This is a genomic window from Photorhabdus sp. RM322S (assembly GCF_042879395.1).
Classification (GTDB): domain Bacteria; phylum Pseudomonadota; class Gammaproteobacteria; order Enterobacterales; family Enterobacteriaceae; genus Photorhabdus; species Photorhabdus khanii.
Map to the genome: position 1 here is coordinate 66915 of NZ_JBHFKW010000014.1, position 22673 is coordinate 89587.

General features: G+C 42.8%; 19 protein-coding genes. 10 read left to right on the plus strand and 9 right to left on the minus strand.

Going from position 1 to position 22673, the window contains the following annotated elements; genetic code table 11:
* Nucleotides 1–49: 49 nt before the first annotated feature.
* The 7 genes from ppiD to bolA all read right to left on the minus strand — a co-directional run bounded on the left by ppiD (nt 50) and on the right by bolA (nt 9468).
* Nucleotides 50–1921 carry a peptidylprolyl isomerase gene (gene ppiD, locus ACGF63_RS10455; RefSeq protein ID WP_387630547.1) on the minus strand — a complete coding sequence of 624 codons (1872 nt, stop codon included), beginning with the start codon at nt 1919–1921 and terminating at the stop codon, nt 50–52.
* A gap of 177 nt (nt 1922–2098) precedes the next feature.
* The gene (gene hupB, locus ACGF63_RS10460) at nt 2099–2374 is read right to left on the minus strand and encodes a nucleoid-associated protein HU-beta (protein ID WP_081738128.1); all 276 of its coding nucleotides are present in this window, start codon (nt 2372–2374) and stop codon (nt 2099–2101) included.
* Between the two features lie 230 nt (nt 2375–2604).
* Complete coding sequence (gene lon / locus ACGF63_RS10465) at nt 2605–4959, minus strand: endopeptidase La (RefSeq protein ID WP_036842448.1); 2355 nt, start codon at nt 4957–4959, stop codon at nt 2605–2607.
* 209 nt (nt 4960–5168) lie between these two features.
* Nucleotides 5169–6440, minus strand: a complete 1272-nt coding sequence (clpX, locus tag ACGF63_RS10470; RefSeq protein ID WP_036842447.1) for an ATP-dependent protease ATP-binding subunit ClpX — start codon at nt 6438–6440, stop codon at nt 5169–5171.
* A gap of 137 nt (nt 6441–6577) precedes the next feature.
* On the minus strand, nt 6578–7201 hold the full coding sequence (gene clpP / locus ACGF63_RS10475; RefSeq protein ID WP_036842445.1) for an ATP-dependent Clp endopeptidase proteolytic subunit ClpP: 624 nt from the start codon (nt 7199–7201) through the stop codon (nt 6578–6580).
* Between the two features lie 273 nt (nt 7202–7474).
* Nucleotides 7475–8779, minus strand: a complete 1305-nt coding sequence (tig, locus tag ACGF63_RS10480; protein ID WP_152962529.1) for a trigger factor — start codon at nt 8777–8779, stop codon at nt 7475–7477.
* A gap of 377 nt (nt 8780–9156) precedes the next feature.
* A complete protein-coding gene (gene bolA, locus ACGF63_RS10485; RefSeq protein ID WP_036842439.1) occupies nt 9157–9468 on the minus strand; it encodes a transcriptional regulator BolA in 312 nt (103 codons plus the stop codon).
* Between the two features lie 244 nt (nt 9469–9712).
* Here bolA and ACGF63_RS10490 point away from each other — a divergent pair, with 244 nt between their 5' ends.
* From ACGF63_RS10490 to ACGF63_RS10530, 9 genes are all read left to right on the plus strand, one after another.
* A complete protein-coding gene (locus tag ACGF63_RS10490; RefSeq protein WP_036842437.1) occupies nt 9713–10291 on the plus strand; it encodes a lipoprotein in 579 nt (192 codons plus the stop codon).
* Between the two features lie 52 nt (nt 10292–10343).
* Nucleotides 10344–11822, plus strand: a complete 1479-nt coding sequence (gene ampG, locus ACGF63_RS10495; protein ID WP_036842435.1) for a muropeptide MFS transporter AmpG — start codon at nt 10344–10346, stop codon at nt 11820–11822.
* Between the two features lie 241 nt (nt 11823–12063).
* A complete protein-coding gene (locus ACGF63_RS10500; RefSeq protein ID WP_036843444.1) occupies nt 12064–12825 on the plus strand; it encodes an outer membrane protein OmpK in 762 nt (253 codons plus the stop codon).
* 364 nt (nt 12826–13189) lie between these two features.
* A complete protein-coding gene (gene cyoA / locus ACGF63_RS10505) occupies nt 13190–14116 on the plus strand; it encodes a cytochrome o ubiquinol oxidase subunit II (RefSeq protein WP_152962531.1) in 927 nt (308 codons plus the stop codon).
* Nucleotides 14117–14120: 4 nt separating this feature from the next.
* Nucleotides 14121–16112, plus strand: coding sequence for a cytochrome o ubiquinol oxidase subunit I (gene cyoB / locus ACGF63_RS10510; protein WP_152962532.1), 1992 nt, complete (start codon nt 14121–14123; stop codon nt 16110–16112).
* Nucleotides 16102–16716, plus strand: a complete 615-nt coding sequence (locus tag ACGF63_RS10515; protein ID WP_036842423.1) for a cytochrome o ubiquinol oxidase subunit III — start codon at nt 16102–16104, stop codon at nt 16714–16716. The genes cyoB and ACGF63_RS10515 overlap by 11 nt, the downstream gene beginning before the upstream one ends.
* Nucleotides 16716–17048: a cytochrome o ubiquinol oxidase subunit IV gene (locus ACGF63_RS10520; protein ID WP_036842421.1), complete on the plus strand. Its 333-nt coding sequence runs from the start codon at nt 16716–16718 to the stop codon at nt 17046–17048. Before ACGF63_RS10515 ends, ACGF63_RS10520 begins: the two co-directional genes overlap by 1 nt.
* Nucleotides 17049–17061: 13 nt before the next feature.
* A complete protein-coding gene (gene cyoE / locus ACGF63_RS10525; RefSeq protein ID WP_152962534.1) occupies nt 17062–17946 on the plus strand; it encodes a heme o synthase in 885 nt (294 codons plus the stop codon).
* A 149-nt stretch (nt 17947–18095) separates the two neighbouring features.
* On the plus strand, nt 18096–19454 hold the full coding sequence (locus tag ACGF63_RS10530) for an MFS transporter (protein WP_152962535.1): 1359 nt from the start codon (nt 18096–18098) through the stop codon (nt 19452–19454).
* 154 nt (nt 19455–19608) lie between these two features.
* Here the strand turns inward: ACGF63_RS10530 and ACGF63_RS10535 are convergent, their stop codons facing one another.
* A complete protein-coding gene (locus ACGF63_RS10535) occupies nt 19609–20100 on the minus strand; it encodes a YajQ family cyclic di-GMP-binding protein (RefSeq protein WP_036842418.1) in 492 nt (163 codons plus the stop codon).
* Between the two features lie 134 nt (nt 20101–20234).
* Between ACGF63_RS10535 and panE the strand changes: the two genes are divergently transcribed.
* Nucleotides 20235–21146: a 2-dehydropantoate 2-reductase gene (gene panE / locus ACGF63_RS10540; RefSeq protein ID WP_152962536.1), complete on the plus strand. Its 912-nt coding sequence runs from the start codon at nt 20235–20237 to the stop codon at nt 21144–21146.
* 77 nt (nt 21147–21223) lie between these two features.
* On the opposite strand, the gene thiI is transcribed toward panE, so the two are convergent.
* Entirely contained in the window at nt 21224–22672 is a 1449-nt protein-coding gene (gene thiI / locus ACGF63_RS10545) for a tRNA uracil 4-sulfurtransferase ThiI (protein WP_152962537.1), read from the minus strand.
* Nucleotide 22673 lies beyond the last annotated feature (1 nt).

Genomic DNA, 22673 nt, shown 5'->3' on the forward strand with positions numbered 1-22673 from the left:
TTGTTAGCAAGATAATTACAAAGATATTTGCGATATTCGCCGCAAATTTTTATTCGATATGACCGAACTTAATTTTGGCTTTTTCACGTAAGCTAATCAGTAAAGACTCCAACATCGCGTTACCCATTTCACTCTGGTAACCATCAGTCATGCTTTTAATTTGCTCCCCAGATATAACCCCTGGAGTCACTTTATCCAATTGAATCAAAACAACATCATCCAAATTATTTTTCGCTAAACCATACTCTGCCTTATCTTTTTTTGGCTGTGGTAAAGCAAATACCGCATCAACCAATACATTATTTTGAGGCATACGCTGAATAACCTGAGATTCACCAAAATGGATGTCTGCATCCTTCAGAGCTTGTTCACCTTTACCTTCTTTTAAGGCAGCAAGTAATCTCTCACTTTCAATTTGAAGCTGTTTTTCAGCTTTCTGACGCTTAACTAGTTCGACAACCTGTTCTTTAACTTTCTCAAATGGCTGTACTGTTTCTGGTTTGTAATTATCTACACGCAGAACAAACGCACGATCACCGTCAACTGAGATCACATCAGAGTTAGTGCCTGTTGGCCCTTGCCCATCAACAAGATTACCTTCAAAAATTGCATGAATAACAGAATTAAAGTTAATCTCTGCCGGCACATTATTGCGATCAAACCAATTAGTCGTCACAACTTTAATACCTGAAACTTCCTCAGCAGCAGCTAAAGATTCATTATCGCTGGTAGCCACATCACTGACCTTCTGTTGCAGAGCATAGAAAGCATCTACCGCCTTTTCCTGCTTAACTATTTTCTCAATTTCAGGGCGAACTTCAGACAAAGGCTTAGTTATTTGAGGCTTAACATCATCTAAATGGAAAATAGCGAAACCATTAGGAACTTTAATCACAGAAGAAGTTTGGCCTTTCTCTTTCAAGTTAGCTTTTTTCATCTCTTCAGGAAGAGAATCCGCTTCCATCCAGCCAATATTACCATTATTTTTCGCTGAAAACTTATCTGTGGATTTTTTAGTCGCCAATTTACCAAAATCAGCACCTTTATTCAGCTCATCAAGCACTACTTTGGCTTCTGTTTCAGTTGCAAGCTGAATCAGACTGTACTTTTTCTGCTCTGATTGAGTATAGCGCTTCAAGTTGTGCTCATAGTAAGTATCAATATCAGCGGATGTGGCTGAAACTTTATCCATTTCATTTACAGCATCCATTTTTATATAGCTGACTTTCACTTCTTCAGGAGCAATAAAGCTGTTCTTATTTCGAACATAATAATCCTGTAAATCTTTATCTGTCACTTCTTGCTGCGCCTGAATTTTCTTCAGCTCCAGTGTAGCCAGACGGACTGTTCTCTTTTGCAAAAGCAATTCAGCATTGAGTTTTGCTTCACCAGACAATGCTATTTCACTACCAGAAAAAACCATAAGTAATTGCTGATTAATTAAATTCTGGCGTGTTTGTTCAGCAAAAATATCCGGACTAAAATTGAAACGGTTGAGCAGTTCCAGATATTTGTTGTTATCAAATTTACCGTTTGTCTGAAAATAAGGGGTATTTCGGATAGAATCCTTAACTTGCTCATCACTGGCAGATAAACCCAATTCACGGGAATATTGCTCAATCAACACGTTATTAATCAGGCGTTCCAAAGCCTGGCTACGAATCTGCTTCATACTTTGTTCGTCACTTGCCAACACAGAGAATTTATCTCCCAGTTGTTCTTGCAACGTGTTTCTCTCTTGCTGAAACGCCTGCTCCAATTGAGTACGACTAATAGTCTGACCATTCACTTCGGCAGCATAACTATCAGTTCCACTTGTCAAGTAGCCCCCAACCCCCGTCAGTACAAAAGACAGGATAATGAGAGCCAGCACGATTTTAAGCACAGGACTGTTTGCCGCCGTGCGTAGGTTGTCCATCATAAAGAGGCAAAACTCCGCTTTGGTGAAATAGAAAACGCCATATTACGCTAATTCAAGCGTTAAGAGAAAAAAAGCGCACCAATCAATTGATGCGCTTCTATTTTAGCTTACCAAATCTGTCTCGTCAGTCTATGTTTACCAATATAACAGACGTTGACAAAGAATATTTGGTTTGTGTTACTCGTTAACCGCGTCTTTCAAACCCTTACCTGGACGGAAAGCAGGTACTTTAGCCGCAGCAATTTTGAGCTCTTTCCCTGTTTGAGGGTTACGACCAGTACGTGCAGAACGTTCACGAACAGCAAAAGTACCGAATCCCACCAGAGCAACATCATCGCCATCTTTCAATGCACCAGTTACAGAAGAAATGAATGCATCTACTACACGCCCGGCAGCGGCTTTAGAAATATTAGAGCCAGCAGCAATTTTGTCGATCAGTTGTGATTTATTCACTCTTATCATCCCCATATAGTATTTTACTATCGCATCAGAATCCTAACGGATAACCCGATAGCAGTGCCGTTATATCAATCCTTTCCGGTATTGGCAAGAAATCATAAAACAGCAAAATATTTATTAGACAATTCATCCAAGTTAACAATACAAAAAAAGCTGGTAAGCCTGAATTCACTTACCAGCCTATATTTCATCCATAGCTCTTGAGATCGTTCATTATTTTTATACTATTTAACTGACACTAATTCCGCGCCAAACGCAGGATCCTGCAATGTAATAGCTAAAACATCTTCAATACGCTTAACCGGATGGATCTGTAGATCCGCAATAATGTTTTGAGGAATTTCTTCCAGATCACGTTTATTCTCTTCCGGAATCAAGACTGTTTTAATGCCACCTCGATGCGCAGCCAATAGTTTCTCTTTCAAACCACCGATTGGCAAAACCAAACCACGCAGAGTAATTTCACCCGTCATAGCAACATCAGCCCGAACTGGATTACCTGTTAGACAGGAAACCAATGCTGTGCACATAGCGATACCTGCACTTGGGCCATCTTTTGGTGTTGCACCCTCAGGAACGTGGACATGAATATCCCGCTTTTCATAGAAATCAGAATTGATACCCAGTTTATCAGCCCGGGCACGAACAACAGTCAATGCAGCCTGAATGGATTCCTGCATAACCTCACCTAATGAACCGGTATAGGTTAGCTTACCTTTCCCTGGAACACATGCGGTTTCAATGGTCAATAAATCACCACCAACCTCAGTCCATGCAAGTCCTGTGACTTGACCAATACGGTTTTCTGTATCTGCACGACCATAATCCACACGTTGAACACCCAGATAATCCTTCAGATTATCTGCATTGATCTCAATGTGTTTTAAGCTCTTATCCATAAGCAATGTTTTCACCGTCTTACGGCACAGTTTAGAAATTTCTCGTTCTAAACTACGCACTCCGGCTTCACGGGTGTAATAACGGATAATGCCAATAATGGCACTGTCATCAATAGTTAATTCATCTTTTTTCAGGGCATTACGCTCAATCTGCTTGGGCAGCAAATGACGTTTGGCAATATTTAGTTTTTCATCTTCGGTGTAACCGGAAAGACGAATAATTTCCATACGATCCAGTAATGGTGCTGGAATATTCATAGAATTGGATGTTGCAACAAACATAACATCTGACAAATCATAATCGACTTCCAGATAATGGTCGTTAAATGCCACGTTCTGTTCCGGGTCTAAAACTTCCAATAAGGCAGAAGCTGGATCACCACGCATATCAGATGACATCTTGTCGATTTCATCCAACAGGAACAATGGATTTTTCACCCCAACTTTGGACATTTTCTGAATCAATTTACCCGGCATAGAGCCAATATAGGTACGGCGATGACCACGGATTTCCGCTTCATCACGAACTCCGCCCAGTGCCATACGCACATATTTCCGTCCGGTTGCCCGTGCGATAGATTGTCCTAAAGAAGTTTTACCCACACCTGGAGGCCCAACCAGACATAAAATCGGCCCTTTAATTTTACTGATTCGGCTTTGTACTGCCAGATACTCAAGGATACGTTCTTTCACGCGCTCCAAACCATAATGGTCAGTATCTAAAGTTTCCTGGGCTTTAACCAAATCTTTTTTAACTTTACTACGGACAACCCACGGAACCTGTACCATCCAATCAATGTAGCTACGGACAACCGTCGCTTCCGCCGACATAGGAGACATCATTTTCAGCTTTTGTAATTCAGCCTCCGCTTTTTCATGGGCTTCCTTTGGCATTTTTGCCGCTTCAATTTTGCGTTTGAGAGTCTCATACTCATCAGGCGCATCATCCATTTCACCCAACTCTTTCTGAATCGCTTTCATCTGTTCATTCAGGTAGTACTCGCGCTGGCTCTTTTCCATTTGTTTCTTCACGCGATTACGGATACGTTTTTCTACCTGTAACAGATCAATTTCCGATTCCATCATTGCCATTAGATATTCAAGGCGCTCAACAATATCAGACATTTCCAGAACAGTCTGTTTGTCACTGAGTTTCAATGGCATATGAGCAGCGATTGTATCAGCTAATTTAGCGACATCTTCAATATTGTGCAGTGAGGTCAAAACCTCCGGCGGAATTTTTTTATTGAGCTTAATGTAACCTTCAAACTGATTAATAGCCGTTCTGATCAGAACTTCCTGCTCACGCTCATCAACAATTGGTGAATCAAGATACTCAGCCTGAGCAGAAAAATGTTCGCCATTGTCAGTCAGAGTCGTAATACGGGCACGTTTCAACCCTTCGACAAGTACTTTTACGGTGCCATCTGGCAGTTTTAACATCTGTAAAATAGAAGCTACTGTACCAACGGAGAAAAGGTCATTAACCCCTGGCTCATCAGTTGAAGCTTCTTTTTGCGCAACCAACATGATCTGTTTGTCATGATCCATTGCTGCTTCCAGGCAGTGAATAGACTTTTCACGCCCTACAAACAGAGGGATCACCATATGCGGGTAAACCACTACATCGCGCAAAGGCAATACAGGAGTTTCTATGCGTTCGGAACGCTCAGGATTCATAGAGCTCTCTCTTCGTTTAGCTTTCGCCAGTTTTTAAGGAATCTCGTGAAATACGGTTCTCACGAGTTTCACTTCATAGAATATAAAATATATGGGGACAGGAATTTAACATTCAATGGTATGATACTTTAATTAAAAACAAAATGAGGGCAACCCCCTCATTTTATTCAATAATATCTCGTTTAGTGAATTCCCTGTCTTGGCCTCAATTATTCACCAGAAACCTGAGCATCCGGCTTGCTGTAAATCAGTAATGGTGCAGATTGACCATTAATAACAGATTCATCTACAACAACTTTCCCAACATTTTCCATTGATGGCAGATCGTACATCGTATTCAGCAATGCACCTTCAACAATAGATCGCAGGCCACGGGCCCCTGTCTTACGAAGCACCGCTTTCTTAGCGATAGCAATCAGAGCTTCACTTCTGAACTCCAAATCGACGCCTTCAAGGTTAAATAGTGCCTGATACTGCTTAGTCAGCGCATTTTTAGGTTCTTTTAGAATCTGAATCAACGCATCTTCACTCAGTTCATTAAGCGTGGCAACAACAGGTAACCGCCCAATAAACTCAGGGATCAGACCAAATTTAATCAGATCTTCTGGTTCAGCCTGTGCAAATAATTCGCCTTCAGTCGCTTTTTCTGACTCACCTTTGACTTTCGCACCAAAGCCAATACCGGTGCTGGTATTTAAACGCTGACTAATCACTTTATCCAATCCAGCAAACGCACCACCACAAATAAATAAGATCTTAGAGGTATCTACCTGTAAAAACTCTTGCTGTGGATGCTTACGCCCCCCTTGAGGAGGAACCGCCGCAATTGTACCTTCAATCAGTTTCAGCAGCGCTTGCTGTACACCTTCCCCTGAAACATCCCGGGTAATTGACGGGTTATCAGATTTACGTGAAATTTTGTCAATTTCGTCAATGTAAACAATACCGCGTTGAGCTTTCTGCACATCGTAGTCACATTTTTGCAGTAACTTCTGAATAATGTTTTCTACATCTTCGCCCACATATCCCGCTTCGGTCAGCGTAGTCGCATCTGCCATAGTAAAGGGAACATCAAGATAACGGGCCAGTGTTTCAGCCAGCAGTGTCTTACCACTCCCTGTTGGCCCAATAAGCAGAATATTACTTTTACCTAATTCAACACCGTTACTGGTATCACCATTACGTAACCGCTTGTAGTGATTATAAACAGCAACTGCTAACACTTTTTTCGCCGTTTCCTGGCCGATAACATAATCATCCAGATGCTGACGAATTTCATGAGGAGTTGGTAATGCACTACGCTCACGATGTGGTACAAGCTCTTTAATTTCTTCGCGAATGATGTCGTTACATAAATCCACACATTCATCGCAGATATACACTGACGGGCCAGCAATCAATTTCCGCACTTCATGTTGGCTTTTCCCGCAGAAAGAGCAATACAGCAGCTTTCCTGAACCGTCTTTGCGCTTATCTGTCATCAGTCACAACCTCACTTTAATCAACTGCTACCCCAGATTCATCTGGCAAAGCAGGAAACTCTGCTATTACCCCGAATGACATAGCCTTACCAAATAGTAAGGCGAATATTTATATTATAGCTTCCGGGAATAATAAATTAATCGCGATGGGTGAAAATCTTATCAACCAACCCATAATCTACGGCTTCACTTGCTGACAAGAAGCGATCACGCTCTGTATCTTTCTCAATTTCTTCAAGGGTTTTTCCCGTATGTTTTGCCATCAAATCATTCATACGCGATTTAACTTTAAGTATTTCCTGGGCATGGATCTCAATATCTGTAGCCTGCCCTTGGAAACCACCTAATGGTTGATGGATCATGACCCGGGAATTTGGCAAACAGATGCGTTTTCCTTCTGCGCCGGCGGTCAGCAAGAATGCCCCCATCGAACATGCCTGCCCCATACAAATGGTACTAACATCCGGTTTAATGAACTGCATAGTGTCATAAATGGACATGCCCGCAGTAATCACACCACCTGGGGAGTTAATGTATAAGAAAATATCTTTTTCCGGATTCTCTGCCTCAAGGAACAACATTTGGGCCACAATCAGGTTTGCCATATGATCTTCGACCTGGCCGGTCAGAAAAATAATACGTTCTTTTAACAGGCGTGAATAGATATCGAACGAACGTTCTCCACGTGCAGTCTGTTCAATTACCATCGGCACCAAAGCCATATGAGGCACATATTGATCCCGCTTGTCGCTATATGACATTTCCGTCTCCTAATAGAATTCATGTTGGTGCCATTCATAACCGATTCTACTTGAGATAAGCGATGATGACCATGATTCAAAAGTTAATCAATCAAAGGAGGATTACCCCTGAAAAATCTTGCAATCATATACATAATGTAGAAAAGGATCTGGGGTTAAACCCACTTTTTTCAAGAAAAATTTTGCCTTTTATTCATAAAAAAACCCGCAGATTTATCTGCGGGTTCAATTTCACAGAGATGATAAACTCGTTATCTCAAGCAAAGCCAACGCTTATGCCATTTGATTCTGATTCATTAACTCATTGAAAGTTGTTTCTTTTTCAGAAACTTTTGCTTTACCCAGAAGAACTTCAACAGCTTGTTCTTCCAGAGCAATATTACGCACATTACTCATCAATTCCTGGTTCTTACCATAGAATTCGATCACTTCCTGAGGATCTTCATAGGCAGAAGCCATTTCCTCAATCAATCCTTTAACACGCTCTTCGTCAGCTTTCAGTTCATTGCTACTGATAACTTCACCTAATAACAGGCCAACAACAACGCGACGTTTAGCTTGTTCTTCAAACAGTTCACGAGGCAATTCCAACGCTTGTTTTTCATTGCCACCAAAACGCTGGGCAGATTGACGACGCAGAACATCAATTTCGCCATCAACAACAGCGGCCGGAACTTCGATTTCGTTAGCTTTAACTAAGCCATCGATAACCTGAGATTTAATACGGTTACGAACTGCATTTTTCAGTTCACGTTCCATATTTTTACGTACTTCTGCACGCAAACCGTCAACAGTGCCATCAGCAATACCGAAACGTTTGATGAATTCTTCAGTCAACTCCGGCAATTCACGCTGTTCCACTTTTTTCAAAGTGATCGCAAACTTAGCTGCTTTACCTTTCAGATTTTCAGCGTGATAATCTTCTGGGAAGTTCACATCAATAGTGAACTCTTCACCCGTTTTATGACCAACAATGCCCTCTTCGAAACCTGGGATCATACGACCCTGGCCCATAGCCAGAACAAAGTCAGAAGCTTTGCCGCCTTCAAACTCTTCACCATCAACAGAACCATTGAAGTCAACAGTAACACGATCTTCTGCACTAACAGCTTCTTCGGTTTCTTTCCAGTCAGCCTGCTGCTTACGCAATGTTTCCAACATTGTATCAACATCTTCGTCTTTTACTTCAACAACAGGTTTTTCAACTTCAATGGCTTCCAGGTCTTTCAGCTCAACTTCCGGATACACTTCAAACTCTACAGAATAAGTGAAATCTTCGCCGTCTTTGAACTGCTCTGGCGCATAACTTGGCGCACCCGCTGGATTGATTTTTTGTTCGATGATTGCATTAATAAAGTTACGTTGCATCAGATCACCCAGAACATCCTGAATAACAGAAGCACCATAACGTTGTTTAACGATGTTCATAGGCACTTTGCCTTTACGGAAACCATCGATACGAACTTTTTTTGCTACATTGACCAACTCACTGCTAACTGCCTTTTCAATATCGGCAACAGGAACGGTGATTGTCACACGACGCCCAAGGCCTTGAGTGGTTTCAACAGAAACTTGCATCTTTTTACCTCAAAAAAATCATAGTGCTCGGTCAACTCCAGAGACCATACAACCGGCAGATGTTCTATGTGCCAATCGCAACACTCTCTAAGAACCGGGGCGGTCGCATTTAAAAACCGAGAATCCCTGATGTCAGAAGCATCCCGAAACCATTCTAAAAATTAGACGCAGCATTATAGCGATGCAGACGGTGTGAGTCGAGAATTGCTAACAAAAGCCCGAGGTATTCATCCATTTCATGCAACAACGATTTCTTTGCTATCAGAATTGCGTTCAATAATGTGTCACATATAAAACGCAAAAACGGCCCAAAGGCCGTTAATCGAGTACATGCTATTTTGATATTGCAATTTCAGAAGAATGCCCCAATTCAGTACTCAGGCCACATTACCACCCCGACAAGCCGGTGAAGCTAAAACAGTATCCTGCAATTCATTCCACTCCTTTTCGGTATAGGTATGTAACGCCAAAGCATGAACACCTGCGGCCAATTCTGCCGATAATGTGCCATAAACGGAACGATGGCGGTTCAGCATGCGTTCACCAACAAACTTATTACTGATGATCACTACCTTAAAATGGCTTTCAGAACCTACGGGGACATTGTGACGATAACTTTCATCAGTAACCTCAAGATATGAGGGGTTAAATGCAGCCTGTAATTTCTCTTCTATATCCTGATACACCATAATCATTCTCCTTAACTACACAGCAATCGTAACTGCCAACCATATTAATGATTTTAGTCTATTCTTCATAAGTTATAGCGTCAGAACATTAAAATATCTTTAATCGAATCCCACATCGCTAAGGTTTTTATAATGTTTACCTCATCAGAGATATGCCATGATCAAAGGCAGTGCTATTATTGGCGTAGTTTATGCTTATTGATAAATATTACTGGACATCCTTATCACTGATGAGAAAATCAACATGTTGAAAAGAATATTATTTCCGCTTATAGCCCTTTTTCTTCTTGCCGGTTGTACTGCTCCCAGCAATACCCTGACCATCGAACCTAAAATTACGCTGCCAACAGCAGATCCAACTATGGGTGCTATTACCATCAGCATCAGTGGTGCCGACAATCGCCAATCTCAGACACTCGCTCAAGTTAACCGTAATGCAAAGCTGGAAATACTAAAACCGTCCCGTGATCTGCGTTTTCTGCTCCAGGAAATCTTGGAAAAACAGATGGCTGCCCGTGGTTATATGATTGGCTCTCCAGCCAATGCTAATCTGCAAATTATTGTGAACAACCTGTATGCAGATGTTAAAGAAGGCAGCTTACGCCATAATATTTCAACAAAAGCCGATATTTCCATTATCAGTGCAGCGCAAAACGGAAGTAAACAAGTTAAAAACTATCGCACTAGCTACAATGTACAAGGTCCTCTCGGAGCAACCAATGAGAAAATTGCTGATGCGGTAAATACTGTACTATCTGAAGTCATCGCAGATATGGCTCAGGATCCTTCCGTCAGTAATTTCATCAAACAAAATGCCCGCTAATTAAGGATTAATGACTTACTCTGTCCGCCAAGGACAGAGTTTTGGGAGGCTCATGTATTATCGTTATCTCACTGTTTTTACTCAACATAACTCACGTATCCTGCTTTTACTTGGCTTTGCTTCTGGTTTACCTCTCGCATTGACTGCCGGCACCCTGCAAGCGTGGATGACCGTTGAAGATGTCGATCTTAAAACCATTGGCTTCTTTTCCCTTGCTGGCCAGGCATATGTTTTCAAATTTCTTTGGTCCCCTTTTATGGACCGTTTTGCCCCTTCTTTCCTTGGACGCCGCCGTGGATGGCTACTTATTACACAGTTATTACTGATAGCCAGTATTGCTGCAATGGGTTTTCTCCAACCATCTCAACATTTATGGTGGCTGGCCGCACTGGCCGTCGCCGTCGCTTTCTGTTCTGCGTCACAGGATATCGTCTTTGATGCTTATAAAACAGATTTACTCAGTAGCGAAGAACGGGGTGCAGGTGCTGCTGTTTCGGTACTTGGTTATCGATTAGCAATGTTAGTTTCAGGCGGGTTAGCATTATGGATTGCAGATCGCTATATAGGCTGGCAACACACATACTGGTTGATGGCTGGATTGATGCTGATCGGCGTCTATGCAACGTTAAGGGCCAAAGAACCTAAAGTTGAGGTCCCCCCACCCAAAACACTTCATCAGGCTGCAATAGAACCATTGGCTGATTTTTTCAGTCGTAATAATGCGTGGCTGATACTGCTATTAATTGTCATGTATAAAATAGGCGATGCCTTTGCTGCCAGTCTCAGCATCCCATTTCTTATCCGTGGTATTGGCTTTGATGCTGGTGAAGTCGGTATGATCAACAAAACACTGGGATTAGCCGCAACTATCGTCGGTGCATTATATGGTGGTTATTTGATGCAACGATGGAGTTTATTTCGCTCACTAATGATATTTGGCATTCTTCAAGCTATCTCTAATACTGGATACTGGCTGTTATCCATCACTCACAAAAATATCTACACTATGGGCAGTGCCATTTTTTTGGAAAATATCTGTGGTGGAATGGGAACCGCTGCATTTGTTGCCTTGCTTATGGCTTTATGTCACAAATCATTCTCCGCAACACAGTTTGCTTTATTATCTGCCTTATCGGCTGTTGGACGAGTATACGTCGGCCCAATTGCGGGTTGGTTCGTTGAATTACATGGCTGGCCAAACTTCTATCTGTTTTCCATAGCAGCCTCTGTTCCAGGTTTATTACTGCTATTTATCTGCCGCCAAACTCTGGCTTACACCCAACAAACCAATGATTTTATGCCGCGTACTGAGTTCGGAAATTTCTATCGTCTGGCTCTTGGCTTACTATCATTAGCAAGTATCCTTCTTACATTTTGGTTATTTATCATAATCACCAATGCTCTCAACTGGACTAATGCACCTAATCTGGCCGAACAATTACTATTGTTAGGAGCACAGTTCAGTATCGCCGGCATCATTTTAGGTAGCGTTCTGGATTATCTTGCATTAAGAAGGAACAAATTAGCTTAAGAAAGTAAAGATATTAAATTAACTTATTAAAGGTTGACTACGGTCAGCCTTTTTATACCCAGCTAAAAACTAAGTGATAACGATCACATTTCAGATAGTCATTTATCTAAAAGTGCTATTTTTGAGTAATTATTGGATTGTTCAATATTCATATCCGCGTAAAATCAGGCTACCATTTTTAAGGCTTACCACATAGCTTTAAAACTAAAAACCTCTTTTCATGGATGCGTTAGAGAAATTTATGAGAAAAACCCTTCTGGCTACTGCCTTATTTACTACTGTCTCAGTTCCAGCTTATGCTGAATATCAATGGGGCTTTGCCAATATCAGCATGAACTATCTTGACTGGACCAGCCACACCACACATAAATCAGGGCAAACCTCTCATAAAGACGACTTTGCCTATGTGGAACTGGAAGGCGGAACCGGGTTTGACTGGGGTGAATTATACGGGTTCTTTGATCTGGAAAATGCTTTCAACAGTAAGCATGCTCAACCAGGGGATAACCAAAGATACACCTTCAAAACAACCGGGCGCTTCTATCTGGCTGATACTGGTTTCAATCTCTACGGCCATGTTTACGGTACCTATTCCCTCCCAGGAAAAGCACATGGTGGGAATTTCCATGAGGTAAATACCCTGTATGGTATTGGCTACAACACTGACATCGCCGGTGTCTGGTTCAAACCATTCGTTGCACTACATTATGTTGATCAAACTTTCTACTCGGGTAATAACGGCTATGTTGTCGGCTGGGTGGCAGGTTATGATTTTCAGCTCTGGCAGGAAAAATTCAGTATAACTAACTGGAATGAAATAGAACTTAACCGGAATGAACGCTATGGCAATGGCGGGCGGGACGGTGTTAACGGCGCAGTAGCATTGTGGTGGACACCTCACCCATCTTTCACAACCGGCGTTCAATATCGATATGCCGATCATAAATTAGGTGAAGGGTTCTGGCAGGATGGGATTGTCTACACCATCAAATATAATTTCTAATTATTGATGTTAACTGTGAGCTACTTCTGGAGTAGCTTACAGTTAGTTTAATTTTTAAATAAAATTGCCGTTATAGAAATCTTTAAAGTAAACTTTTATATTTTTCCTTCCGCTGAAAAATATAAGAATATTTTAATATAAATTAATATTTCCATCACATTTCAGTCACACCTCGTTAAGCTTAAATAACCTTTTCAAGCTAGCTCTTGCTGCATCTTCCATTTACATGTGATCCCACTAACATAAAGGGTCAACAACCTATCAACTAACTATTACAAATGTTTACACTCCTGTGGCCTTACCGTAGAATGCCCACACTGATGAAACGACAATAGAGCTTTTGTTATTTGGAGTCGTTAGACTTATGAAATACAATAAAAGTATTGGGATATTGTCATTACTGGCAGCCACTCTTATGTTGAATGGTTGTGATATGGTATTGATGAATCCTAAAGGCGCTATCGGCGCTGAACAAAAAACGCTAATACTCACGGCTATTGGCCTGATGCTTATCATTGTTATTCCGGTAATCATCATGGCATTTACCTTTGCCGTGCGTTACCGCGAAGCCAACAAAAACGCTACCTATCGCCCTAACTGGGCACACTCAAATAAAATTGAGCTGGTAGTGTGGACGGTTCCTATCATTATCATTATCATTTTGGCGACTATTACCTGGAAAACAACCCACGAGCTTGATCCCTATAAACCACTGGTCAGCGACGAAAAACCAGTGACTATTGAAGTAATCTCTCTTGACTGGAAATGGCTATTCGTTTACCCGGAGCAAGGTATCGCTACCGTTAACGAAATTGCCTTCCCTACTGGTGTTCCTGTTAACTTCAAAATCACCTCTGATTCTGTGATGAACTCGTTCTTCATCCCACAGTTAGGTGGTCAAATCTACGCAATGGCGGGTATGCAGACGAAACTTCACTTAATTGCCAATGAACCTGGCACTTATAAAGGTTTGTCCAGCAGCTACAGCGGGCACGGCTTTTCCGGCATGAAATTTACTGCCACAGCTACCGCGGATCGTGAAAGTTTTGAACAATGGGTCCAAAAAGTAAAAGCCTCTCCCAAAACCCTGGATACCATGCAGGCATTTGATGAGTTAGCCAAACAAAGCCAGAACCATCCGGTTGAATACTTCTCAAGCGTTAAGCCTAACCTGTATCAAGACATTATTGCTAAATTTATGGGCGACATGAATATGCATGGCGGCCACGGTGCAACGACAGGTCATAACATGAACATGAGCGAAACAGCTCATGCCGGAGTTGAGGAATAAAGTAATGTTGGGAAAATTAACACTTGATGCAATCCCATTGCATGAGCCCATTATCATGGTCACTCTTGCAGGGATTCTCTTCGGAGGGCTTGCAGTTGTCGGAGCCCTGACCTATTTCCGTAAATGGAAATGGCTGTGGAGCGAGTGGTTAACCAGCGTTGACCACAAAAAAATCGGTATTATGTACATCGTCGTGGCACTAGTCATGATGCTCCGTGGCTTTGCCGATGCCATCATGATGCGTGGTCAGCAAGCTGTCGCCTCCGCTAGCGAAGCAGGTTTCCTGCCGCCACATCACTATGACCAGATCTTTACCGCCCACGGCGTCATCATGATTTTCTTCATGGCAACACCTTTCGTTGTCGGCCTGATGAACATCGTGGTTCCACTACAGATCGGTGCCCGTGACGTTGCGTTTCCATTCCTGAACTCACTGAGTTTCTGGTTCTTCGTCGTTGGTGTCGCGCTGATTAACATCTCGCTGGGTGTGGGTGAATTCGCTCAAACTGGCTGGTTAGCCTACCCTCCACTCTCAGGTATAGAGTATAGCCCTGGCGTTGGGGTTGATTACTGGATATGGAGTCTCCAGATATCCGGTATCGGTACATTGCTGACAGGCGTTAACTTCTTTGCAACAATCCTGCGGATGCGTGCCCCCGGCATGTCTATGATGAAAATGCCGGTATTCTCTTGGGCAGCACTGTGTACTAACGTACTGATCATCGCAGCATTCCCGATTCTGACTGTGACCATTGCCCTGCTGACTTTCGACCGCTACATGGGCACCCATTTCTTTACCAATGATATGGGCGGCAACATGATGATGTATATCAACCTGATATGGGCCTGGGGTCACCCTGAGGTTTATATTCTGGTACTGCCGGTCTTTGGTGTCTTCTCTGAAGTTACTGCGACGTTCTCGAAAAAACGGCTGTTCGGCTATACTTCTCTGGTATGGGCAACCATTGCCATTACCGTGTTGTCGTTCATCGTATGGCTGCACCACTTCTTTACAATGGGCTCCGGCGCGAACGTTAACGCCTTCTTCGGTATCGCCACCATGATTATCTCGATTCCGACAGGGGTTAAGATCTTCAACTGGCTGTTCACGATGTATCAGGGCCGCATTGAGTATAAAACACCGATGTTGTGGACTGTCGGCTTCATCGTCACCTTCTCGATCGGTGGTATGACTGGGGTTCTGCTGGCAGTTCCGGGTGCAAACTTCGTTCTGCATAACAGCTTGTTCCTGATCGCACACTTCCATAACGTTATCATCGGTGGTGTTGTCTTCGGTTGTTTCGCTGGTACTGCTTACTGGTTCCCGAAAGCATTTGGTTTCACACTAAATGAAAAATGGGGTGTCCGCGCATTCTGGTTTTGGCTCATTGGCTTCTTTATCGCCTTTATGCCAGTTTATGCACTCGGCTTTATGGGAATGACCCGTCGTATCAGCCAAGATATCAACCCTGAATTCCATACTCTGCTGGTTGTCTCCGCAATCGGTGTTGCACTGATTGCCGTTGGTATCCTGTGCCAGGTCATTCAATTCTACGTCAGTATCCGTGACCGTGACCAAAACCGTGACCTGACCGGCGATCCTTGGGGCGGACGTACTCTGGAGTGGGCAACATCTTCTCCACCACCATTTTATAACTTTGCTGAAGTTCCACATGTTCAAACCCGTGATGCATGGTGGGATATGAAAGAAAAAGGCACAGCTTATAAACGTCCTGCTAAATATGAAGAAATTCATATGCCTAAAAATGCCGGTGCAGGTGTGGTTATTGCTGGCTTCAGCTTGCTTTTTGGTTTCGCTATGATTTGGCATATCTGGTGGCTGGCTATCGCAGGCTTCGCTGGCATGATTATCACTTGGATCGCGAAAAGCTTTGATAACGATGTTGATTACTACGTACCCGTTGCTGAAGTTGAGCAAATTGAGAATCAACACCATGAACAAATTAGCAAGGCAGGTCTGAATCATGTCAACTGAAACTATGACTAACCATAATCATGCCCATGAGGATCATGGGCACCACGATGCGGGAGCCACTAAGGTATTCGGTTTCTGGATCTACTTGATGAGTGACTGTATTTTGTTCGCATGTCTGTTTGCGACTTATGCAGTGCTGGTTAACGGAACCGCAGGCGGCCCATCTGGTAAAGAAATTTTCGGCCTCTCTTTTGTACTGGTTGAAACTTTCCTGCTGCTATTCAGTAGTATCACTTATGGCTTTGCTATGCTGGGCATGAACAAAGGCAAAATCGGCCAGGTTAACGCCTGGCTCGGTATGACTTTCCTGTTCGGCCTTGGCTTCGTAGCAATGGAACTGTATGAATTCCATCATCTGATTGCAGAAGGCTACGGCCCTGACCGCAGTGCGTTCCTGTCCGGATTCTTCGCACTGGTCGCCACTCACGGTATCCACGTGACCTGTGGTCTGGTCTGGATTATCATCATGATGATTCAGGTAACACGCCGCGGCTTAACTGATGTTAATAAAACCCGTCTAAACTGCCTGAGCTTGTTCTGGCACTTCCTTGATGTGGTGTGGATCTGTGTGTTTACCGTTGTTTATCTGTTAGGAGCTATGTAATGAGTCATTCAAATACAGCTCATACTGGAGCTAGCCACGGTAGCCTGAAGTCTTATATTATCGGCTTTGTTCTTTCAGTCATCCTGACAGTGATTCCATTCTGGATGGTAATGGATGGTTCCGCCTCCCATGCCACTATCCTGACAACGGTAGTCGGTCTGGCTGTTGTGCAGATTCTTGTTCATTTTATCTACTTCCTGCACATGAACACTTCGTCAGAAGAGCGCTGGAACTTAGTAGCATTGCTGTTCACTATTTTGATTATCGGTATTGTTGTTGTTGGCTCGTTATGGATCATGTACAACCTCAACATTAATATGATGGTTGATTAAAGAGCTGCATATTATGATTAAGCAATACCTGCAAGTAACTAAACCAGGAATTATTTTCGGCAATTTAATTTCTGTCATCGGTGGTTTTCTACTCGCCTCGAAAGGGGTGATTGATTACCCTTTGTTCATCTCGACTCTGCTCGGCGTCTCATTAGTCGTGGCTTCTGGTTGTGTATTTAACAACTACATTGACCGTGACATCGATCGGATCATGGAAAGAACAAAAAACCGTGTCCTTGTAAAAGGGCTTATTGATCCGAAAATCAGCCTGATTTATGCATCAATACTGGGTATTGCTGGCATGGTGCTGCTCTATGTAGCAGCCAATGCCTTAGCAATGCAATTAGCGATTATCGGTTTTATCGTATATGTAGGGGTTTACAGCCTCTACATGAAAAGGAAATCTGTCTATGGCACGTTGATCGGCAGTTTGTCCGGCGCTGCGCCTCCGGTTATCGGTTATTGTGCAGTAACTGGTCAGTTTGACACGGGTGCGTTGATCCTGTTACTGATTTTCAGTTTGTGGCAAATGCCGCACTCCTATGCCATTGCTATCTTCCGTTTCAAGGATTATCAGGCAGCGAACATCCCTGTACTACCCGTGATTAAAGGCATATCTGTGGCGAAAAACCATATTATCCTTTATATCCTGGCATTTATGATTGCAACTCTCATGCTGGCAATCAGCGGTTACGCTGGTTACAAATATCTGATTGTTGCAGCAGCAGTCAGCATCTGGTGGTTGGGAATGGCATTATCCGGTTATAAAACGGCTAATGACCGCGTTTGGGCCCGTAAGTTATTTGTATTTTCCATTGTGGCAATCACTTCCCTGAGCGTCATGATGTCTGTTGACCCAAATGTGTCCTCAGAAACCCTTCTAACTTACATCCGGTAATTCTCCCTGATGGCAATGGCATACGCCTTTGCCATCAGTTTCCTTTTCATATCCTCCCCCTTATACTTCAATATTATTAATTCAATTAACTATTTACCGCTTATCAAAAACCTATCTACAATGGCACATCTAAATATTTCGAGGTAACCATGAACGATAATAAAATGACGCCACTTGAGCTTCGGGCGACATGGGGCTTAGGTTCAGTTTTTTCTTTACGTATGCTGGGCATGTTCATGGTCCTTCCTGTCTTAACAACCTATGGTCTTGATCTAAAAGGTTCTACCGAAGCACTTATTGGTATCGCTATTGGTATTTATGGTTTAACTCAGGCAATTTTCCAGATCCCTTTTGGCCTGCTTTCTGACAAAATTGGCCGTAAACCCTTAATTGTTGGTGGACTACTACTCTTCGTTCTTGGCAGTATCACGGCTGCTCTCAGTGATTCTATCTGGGGCATAATCGTTGGGCGGGCGCTTCAAGGCTCCGGGGCTATATCCTCCGTAATTATGGCTCTGCTTTCTGATTTGACCCGCGAACAAAACCGAACTAAAGCAATGGCATTTATTGGTATTAGCTTTGGCGTCACTTTCGCCATAGCAATTGTACTTGGCCCAATTTTTACTCACACCATTGGCTTAAATGGCCTGTTTTGGGGCATTACCGTTCTAGCCGGTTGTGGCATTCTGATAACATTATTTGCTGTTCCTTCCACAGATAAACACGTTCTTAACCGTGAATCAGACGTTGTTCGTCACAGTTTCCATAAAGTTTTAGCTGATAGCCAACTGCTAAAACTGAACTTTGGCATTCTAAGTTTGCACGCTTTGCTAATGGCAAGCTTTGTCGCTCTGCCTCTGGTTATGCAACAAGCTGGATTCCCAGCCCAACAGCATTGGAAGGTTTATCTGATCACCATGCTGATTTCATTCTTATCTGTTTTGCCTTTCATTATCTACGCAGAAAAAAAGCGCCGCATAAAACAAGTGTTTCTATTGTGTATCACACTGCTATTTATCGCCGAAATTGTATTGTGGTCAGCGGGGAACCATTTGTGGACAATCTTTGTTGGCATACAAATTTTCTTTATTGCTTTCAATATAATGGAAGCTATTCTGCCATCACTTATCAGCAAAGAAGCGCCGGCAGGTTATAAAGGTACAGCAATGGGAATTTACTCCACCAGCCAGTTTTTAGGTGTAGCTTTGGGGGGTAGCCTTGGTGGCTGGTTATATGAATTAAAGGGAGCATCGCTGGTATTTATGGCAGGTATCGCTCTGACAATTATTTGGTTTATTATCAGCACGACAATGAAACAACCCCCTTATGTCAGCAGTATCAGAATTTCGCTGCCAGAAAATATAGTCAATAAGACATTGCTGGAACAAAAAATTCTTGTTCAACCCGGTGTTCGCGAAGTTGTTATTGTGCCGGAAGAGTATAGCGCTTACATAAAAGTAGATATTAAGCAGACGAGCAGAGCACAACTTGAGCAATTGATAGCATAACTTACAGCGGCTTTCGCTAACAAAACCCCCTCATTCTCCGGTTAGATATTGAAGGGAAATTGGGGATGGAATTCCCGCTCAGGAATATCCCACCCCACATTAAGCCAGATATGTTAATACATTAAGCGAAGCCAGTTAGCCAATACGAGAAAAATCAATCCCGGAAATTAGTAAACTGGAATGGCTGTCCTAATTCTGCTCCACGAACCAATGCCATAACACTCTGCAAATCATCACGCGCTTTACCGGTTACCCGCACCTGCTCACCCTGAATCTGAGCCTGCACTTTCAATTTACTATCCTTAATCAGCTTCACGATCTTTTTCGCTGTAGGGGTATCAATCCCTTGTTTCAGAGTCGCTTCAACGCTATAAGTTTTACCACTGTGCAACATATCATCAGGGATATTTAGTGCAGCTCCATCAATACCACGTTTAGCCAGTTTTTCACGTATAATATCAACCAACTGATTTACCTGAAAATCTGACTCACTGGCAATCTTGATAGATTCACTTTTTTCATTTAATTCAAAATTGGCGCTGACATTACGGAAATCCCAGCGTGTAGCAAGCTCACGCTGCGCGTTTTCTACCGCATTGCGAACTTCATGTATATCAATTTCTGAGACAATATCGAAAGATGGCATTATCCGTGACCTCCTGATAATCAATAAGTTGGCATGATAACCGCTTTCCATTGTCAGCAAAAGCTCTATACTCAGATTAGCGGGATCTTGCTATTTCCATTCAATATTACAGCGTCTTGCAACGAGGGTATATTATGAAGATAACCGTTCTTGGCTGTGGCGCTATAGGAAAACTGTGGCTGGCAGCATTATCACAACGAAAACACCAGGTACAAGGTTGGCTAAGGATCCCCCAGCCTGATTTACCTGTTCATATTGACGAAATTAATGGAGAAGCATTTGACCAGCCTATCCCAACTAATGACAATGACCATCTTGCCAACAGCGAATTACTGATTGTCTGCCTGAAGGCCTGGCAAGTATCTGATGCGGTTAATAATCTACTCCCCAAACTTTCATCTGATTGCCCAATCTTATTACTACACAATGGCATGGGTTCCCAGGAAGAATTGCTATCTGCACCTAATCCAATACTCCTTGGCATCACGACTCACGGCGCATATCAGAATAACCAACAGGTTTATCATACGGCTTCTGGACTAACACATATTGGCTCTGCAACATCAAATGCAACTGTATTCAGCTCTCTGGCCGATATTCTGCATCAGGCTTTGCCGGACGTTGCGTGGCATAATGAAATTCTCGCTATTAGTTGGCTAAAACTCGCGGCTAACTGTGTCATAAACCCACTTACTGCGATTTATGAATGCAGGAATGGAGATTTGCTTCGCTACCCGGAACAATTAAATGTTTTGTGTGAAGAAATCATTCAGGTTATGGAGCGAGAAAACATACATACTTCCATCAGTAACCTAACTGCCTATGTCTACGATGTTATTGAGCGCACAGCAAAAAACTACTCTTCAATGTTGCAAGATATCCGCGCAAAACGTCACACTGAAATTGACTATATCACTGGATATTTATTGCGCCGGGCCCGTGCTCATGGCCTGCCTGCTCCTGAGAATACCCGTATATATAACCTGATAAAATGTAAGGAAAGTGATTATGAACCATTCAGCACTCATCTGCCTGGTTCATGGTAGTGAAAAAGTAAACAAAAGCGCCCTGCTTCAAACTCATCATTGAGGCTTCCCTGATGGGAAGCCTCTAAATATCGTCATTAAGGCCGATAAACTTTCACATTATCAAACCCCTGTTCACACAGATAAAGCGCCTGCAAGCGGCTCATCACTCCGCGCTCACAATAGAGCAGATAGATTTTCTCTCTGGGTAAGTCACCAAACTGGCTACTTAATTTATAGAACGGCAGTGATTTGATTTCTACGCCATTCATCTGCAATGGCCGATTATCTTGTTCATCAGGAGAACGAATATCCAGTAATACATCAGTTGGAGCAAATTCAGTGACCGTTTCAACTTCAACGACTCGCTCACTGCTTTGTTCTGCGATCTGACGGATATCAATATTCTGAGCCTCACTGATAACTTTTTCCAGAATATCAAAATCGAAATTATCCTCTTCCGCTTCAATTTTGGCTTTAACCGCTTTTACAGTTGGACTTTTTGAAATAATGCCACAAAACTCAGGCATCGTACGGGCAAAATCCTCAGTGCCAATTTCGCGTGCCAGTTTGATAATGTGCTCTTTATCATGAGAAATCAGCGGTCGCAGAATCAAAGTATCCGATGCATTATCAATCAAACGCAGATTAGTCAGCGTCTGGCTGGAAACCTGTCCCAACGCCTCACCGGTAACAATGGCCTGCACGCCATAGCGTTCTGCAACTTTAGATGCCGCTCTTACCATCATCCGTTTAAGCACCACACCCATTTGACCGTCATCAACTTTTTCCAGAATTTCAGCAACGACAGGTTCAAAGTCCACGGCCACGAAACGGACTTTATGGGAACTACCAAAGCGGTTCCAAAGATAATGAGCGACCTGCTTCACACCAATTTCATGAGCAGAACCACCAAGATTGAAGAAACAATAATGAACACGGCAGCCACGGCGCATCAACATATAGCTGGAAACACCAGAATCAAAACCACCGGAAATCAGAGACAGCACATCTTCCTGCGTTCCGATAGGAAAACCGCCAATGCCTTCATAACGGGCTTTCACCAGAATCAGTGTATCCTGCTCAATTTCCAGATTAACGGTAACATCAGGATGAGTCAGTTTTACTTTCGCAGATTCAATGTGCTGGTTTAAACCACCACCGACATAGCGTTCTACTTCATTAGAAGTAAACGCATGTTTACCACGGCGTTTAACCCGTACACAAAATGTTTTGTTATGGAGCAATTCGCCATAAGCCTCATAAGCTTGTTCAAAGATATGATGCATATCACGAAATTCACGTTCTTCTACTTGCAGAATATGGTGGATACCGGGGATACGTGTCAGCGCATCACAAATTTGAGAGCCAAGGTTTTCATCTTTAGTACGAACTTCGATATTATCCCAATGGCGAACTACTGCAATATTATCTCCCAAGGCTTTGAGCACATTGCGAATATTACTGGCAAGAATTTTAATAAAGCGCAAACGGACAGTTTGGCTCTTGATCGTGATTTCTGGGAATAATTTAATAATAAACTTCATA

Excerpts from the sequence above, each read along its gene's own strand:
- ACGF63_RS10500 (WP_036843444.1), top strand. The coding sequence starts at position 12,064 with ATGAGAAAAACCCTTCTGGCTACTGCCTTATTTACTACTGTCTCAGTT.
- lon (WP_036842448.1), bottom strand. The coding sequence starts at position 4,959 with ATGAATCCTGAGCGTTCCGAACGCATAGAAACTCCTGTATTGCCTTTG.
- cyoE (WP_152962534.1), top strand. The coding sequence starts at position 17,062 with ATGATTAAGCAATACCTGCAAGTAACTAAACCAGGAATTATTTTCGGC.
- cyoB (WP_152962532.1), top strand. The coding sequence starts at position 14,121 with ATGTTGGGAAAATTAACACTTGATGCAATCCCATTGCATGAGCCCATT.
- thiI (WP_152962537.1), bottom strand. The coding sequence starts at position 22,672 with ATGAAGTTTATTATTAAATTATTCCCAGAAATCACGATCAAGAGCCAA.
- panE (WP_152962536.1), top strand. The coding sequence starts at position 20,235 with ATGAAGATAACCGTTCTTGGCTGTGGCGCTATAGGAAAACTGTGGCTG.
- tig (WP_152962529.1), bottom strand. The coding sequence starts at position 8,779 with ATGCAAGTTTCTGTTGAAACCACTCAAGGCCTTGGGCGTCGTGTGACA.
- clpX (WP_036842447.1), bottom strand. The coding sequence starts at position 6,440 with ATGACAGATAAGCGCAAAGACGGTTCAGGAAAGCTGCTGTATTGCTCT.
- ampG (WP_036842435.1), top strand. The coding sequence starts at position 10,344 with ATGTATTATCGTTATCTCACTGTTTTTACTCAACATAACTCACGTATC.
- clpP (WP_036842445.1), bottom strand. The coding sequence starts at position 7,201 with ATGTCATATAGCGACAAGCGGGATCAATATGTGCCTCATATGGCTTTG.
- ppiD (WP_387630547.1), bottom strand. The coding sequence starts at position 1,921 with ATGATGGACAACCTACGCACGGCGGCAAACAGTCCTGTGCTTAAAATC.
- ACGF63_RS10515 (WP_036842423.1), top strand. The coding sequence starts at position 16,102 with ATGTCAACTGAAACTATGACTAACCATAATCATGCCCATGAGGATCAT.
- ACGF63_RS10490 (WP_036842437.1), top strand. The coding sequence starts at position 9,713 with ATGTTGAAAAGAATATTATTTCCGCTTATAGCCCTTTTTCTTCTTGCC.
- cyoA (WP_152962531.1), top strand. The coding sequence starts at position 13,190 with ATGAAATACAATAAAAGTATTGGGATATTGTCATTACTGGCAGCCACT.
- ACGF63_RS10530 (WP_152962535.1), top strand. The coding sequence starts at position 18,096 with ATGAACGATAATAAAATGACGCCACTTGAGCTTCGGGCGACATGGGGC.
- bolA (WP_036842439.1), bottom strand. The coding sequence starts at position 9,468 with ATGGTGTATCAGGATATAGAAGAGAAATTACAGGCTGCATTTAACCCC.
- ACGF63_RS10535 (WP_036842418.1), bottom strand. The coding sequence starts at position 20,100 with ATGCCATCTTTCGATATTGTCTCAGAAATTGATATACATGAAGTTCGC.
- ACGF63_RS10520 (WP_036842421.1), top strand. The coding sequence starts at position 16,716 with ATGAGTCATTCAAATACAGCTCATACTGGAGCTAGCCACGGTAGCCTG.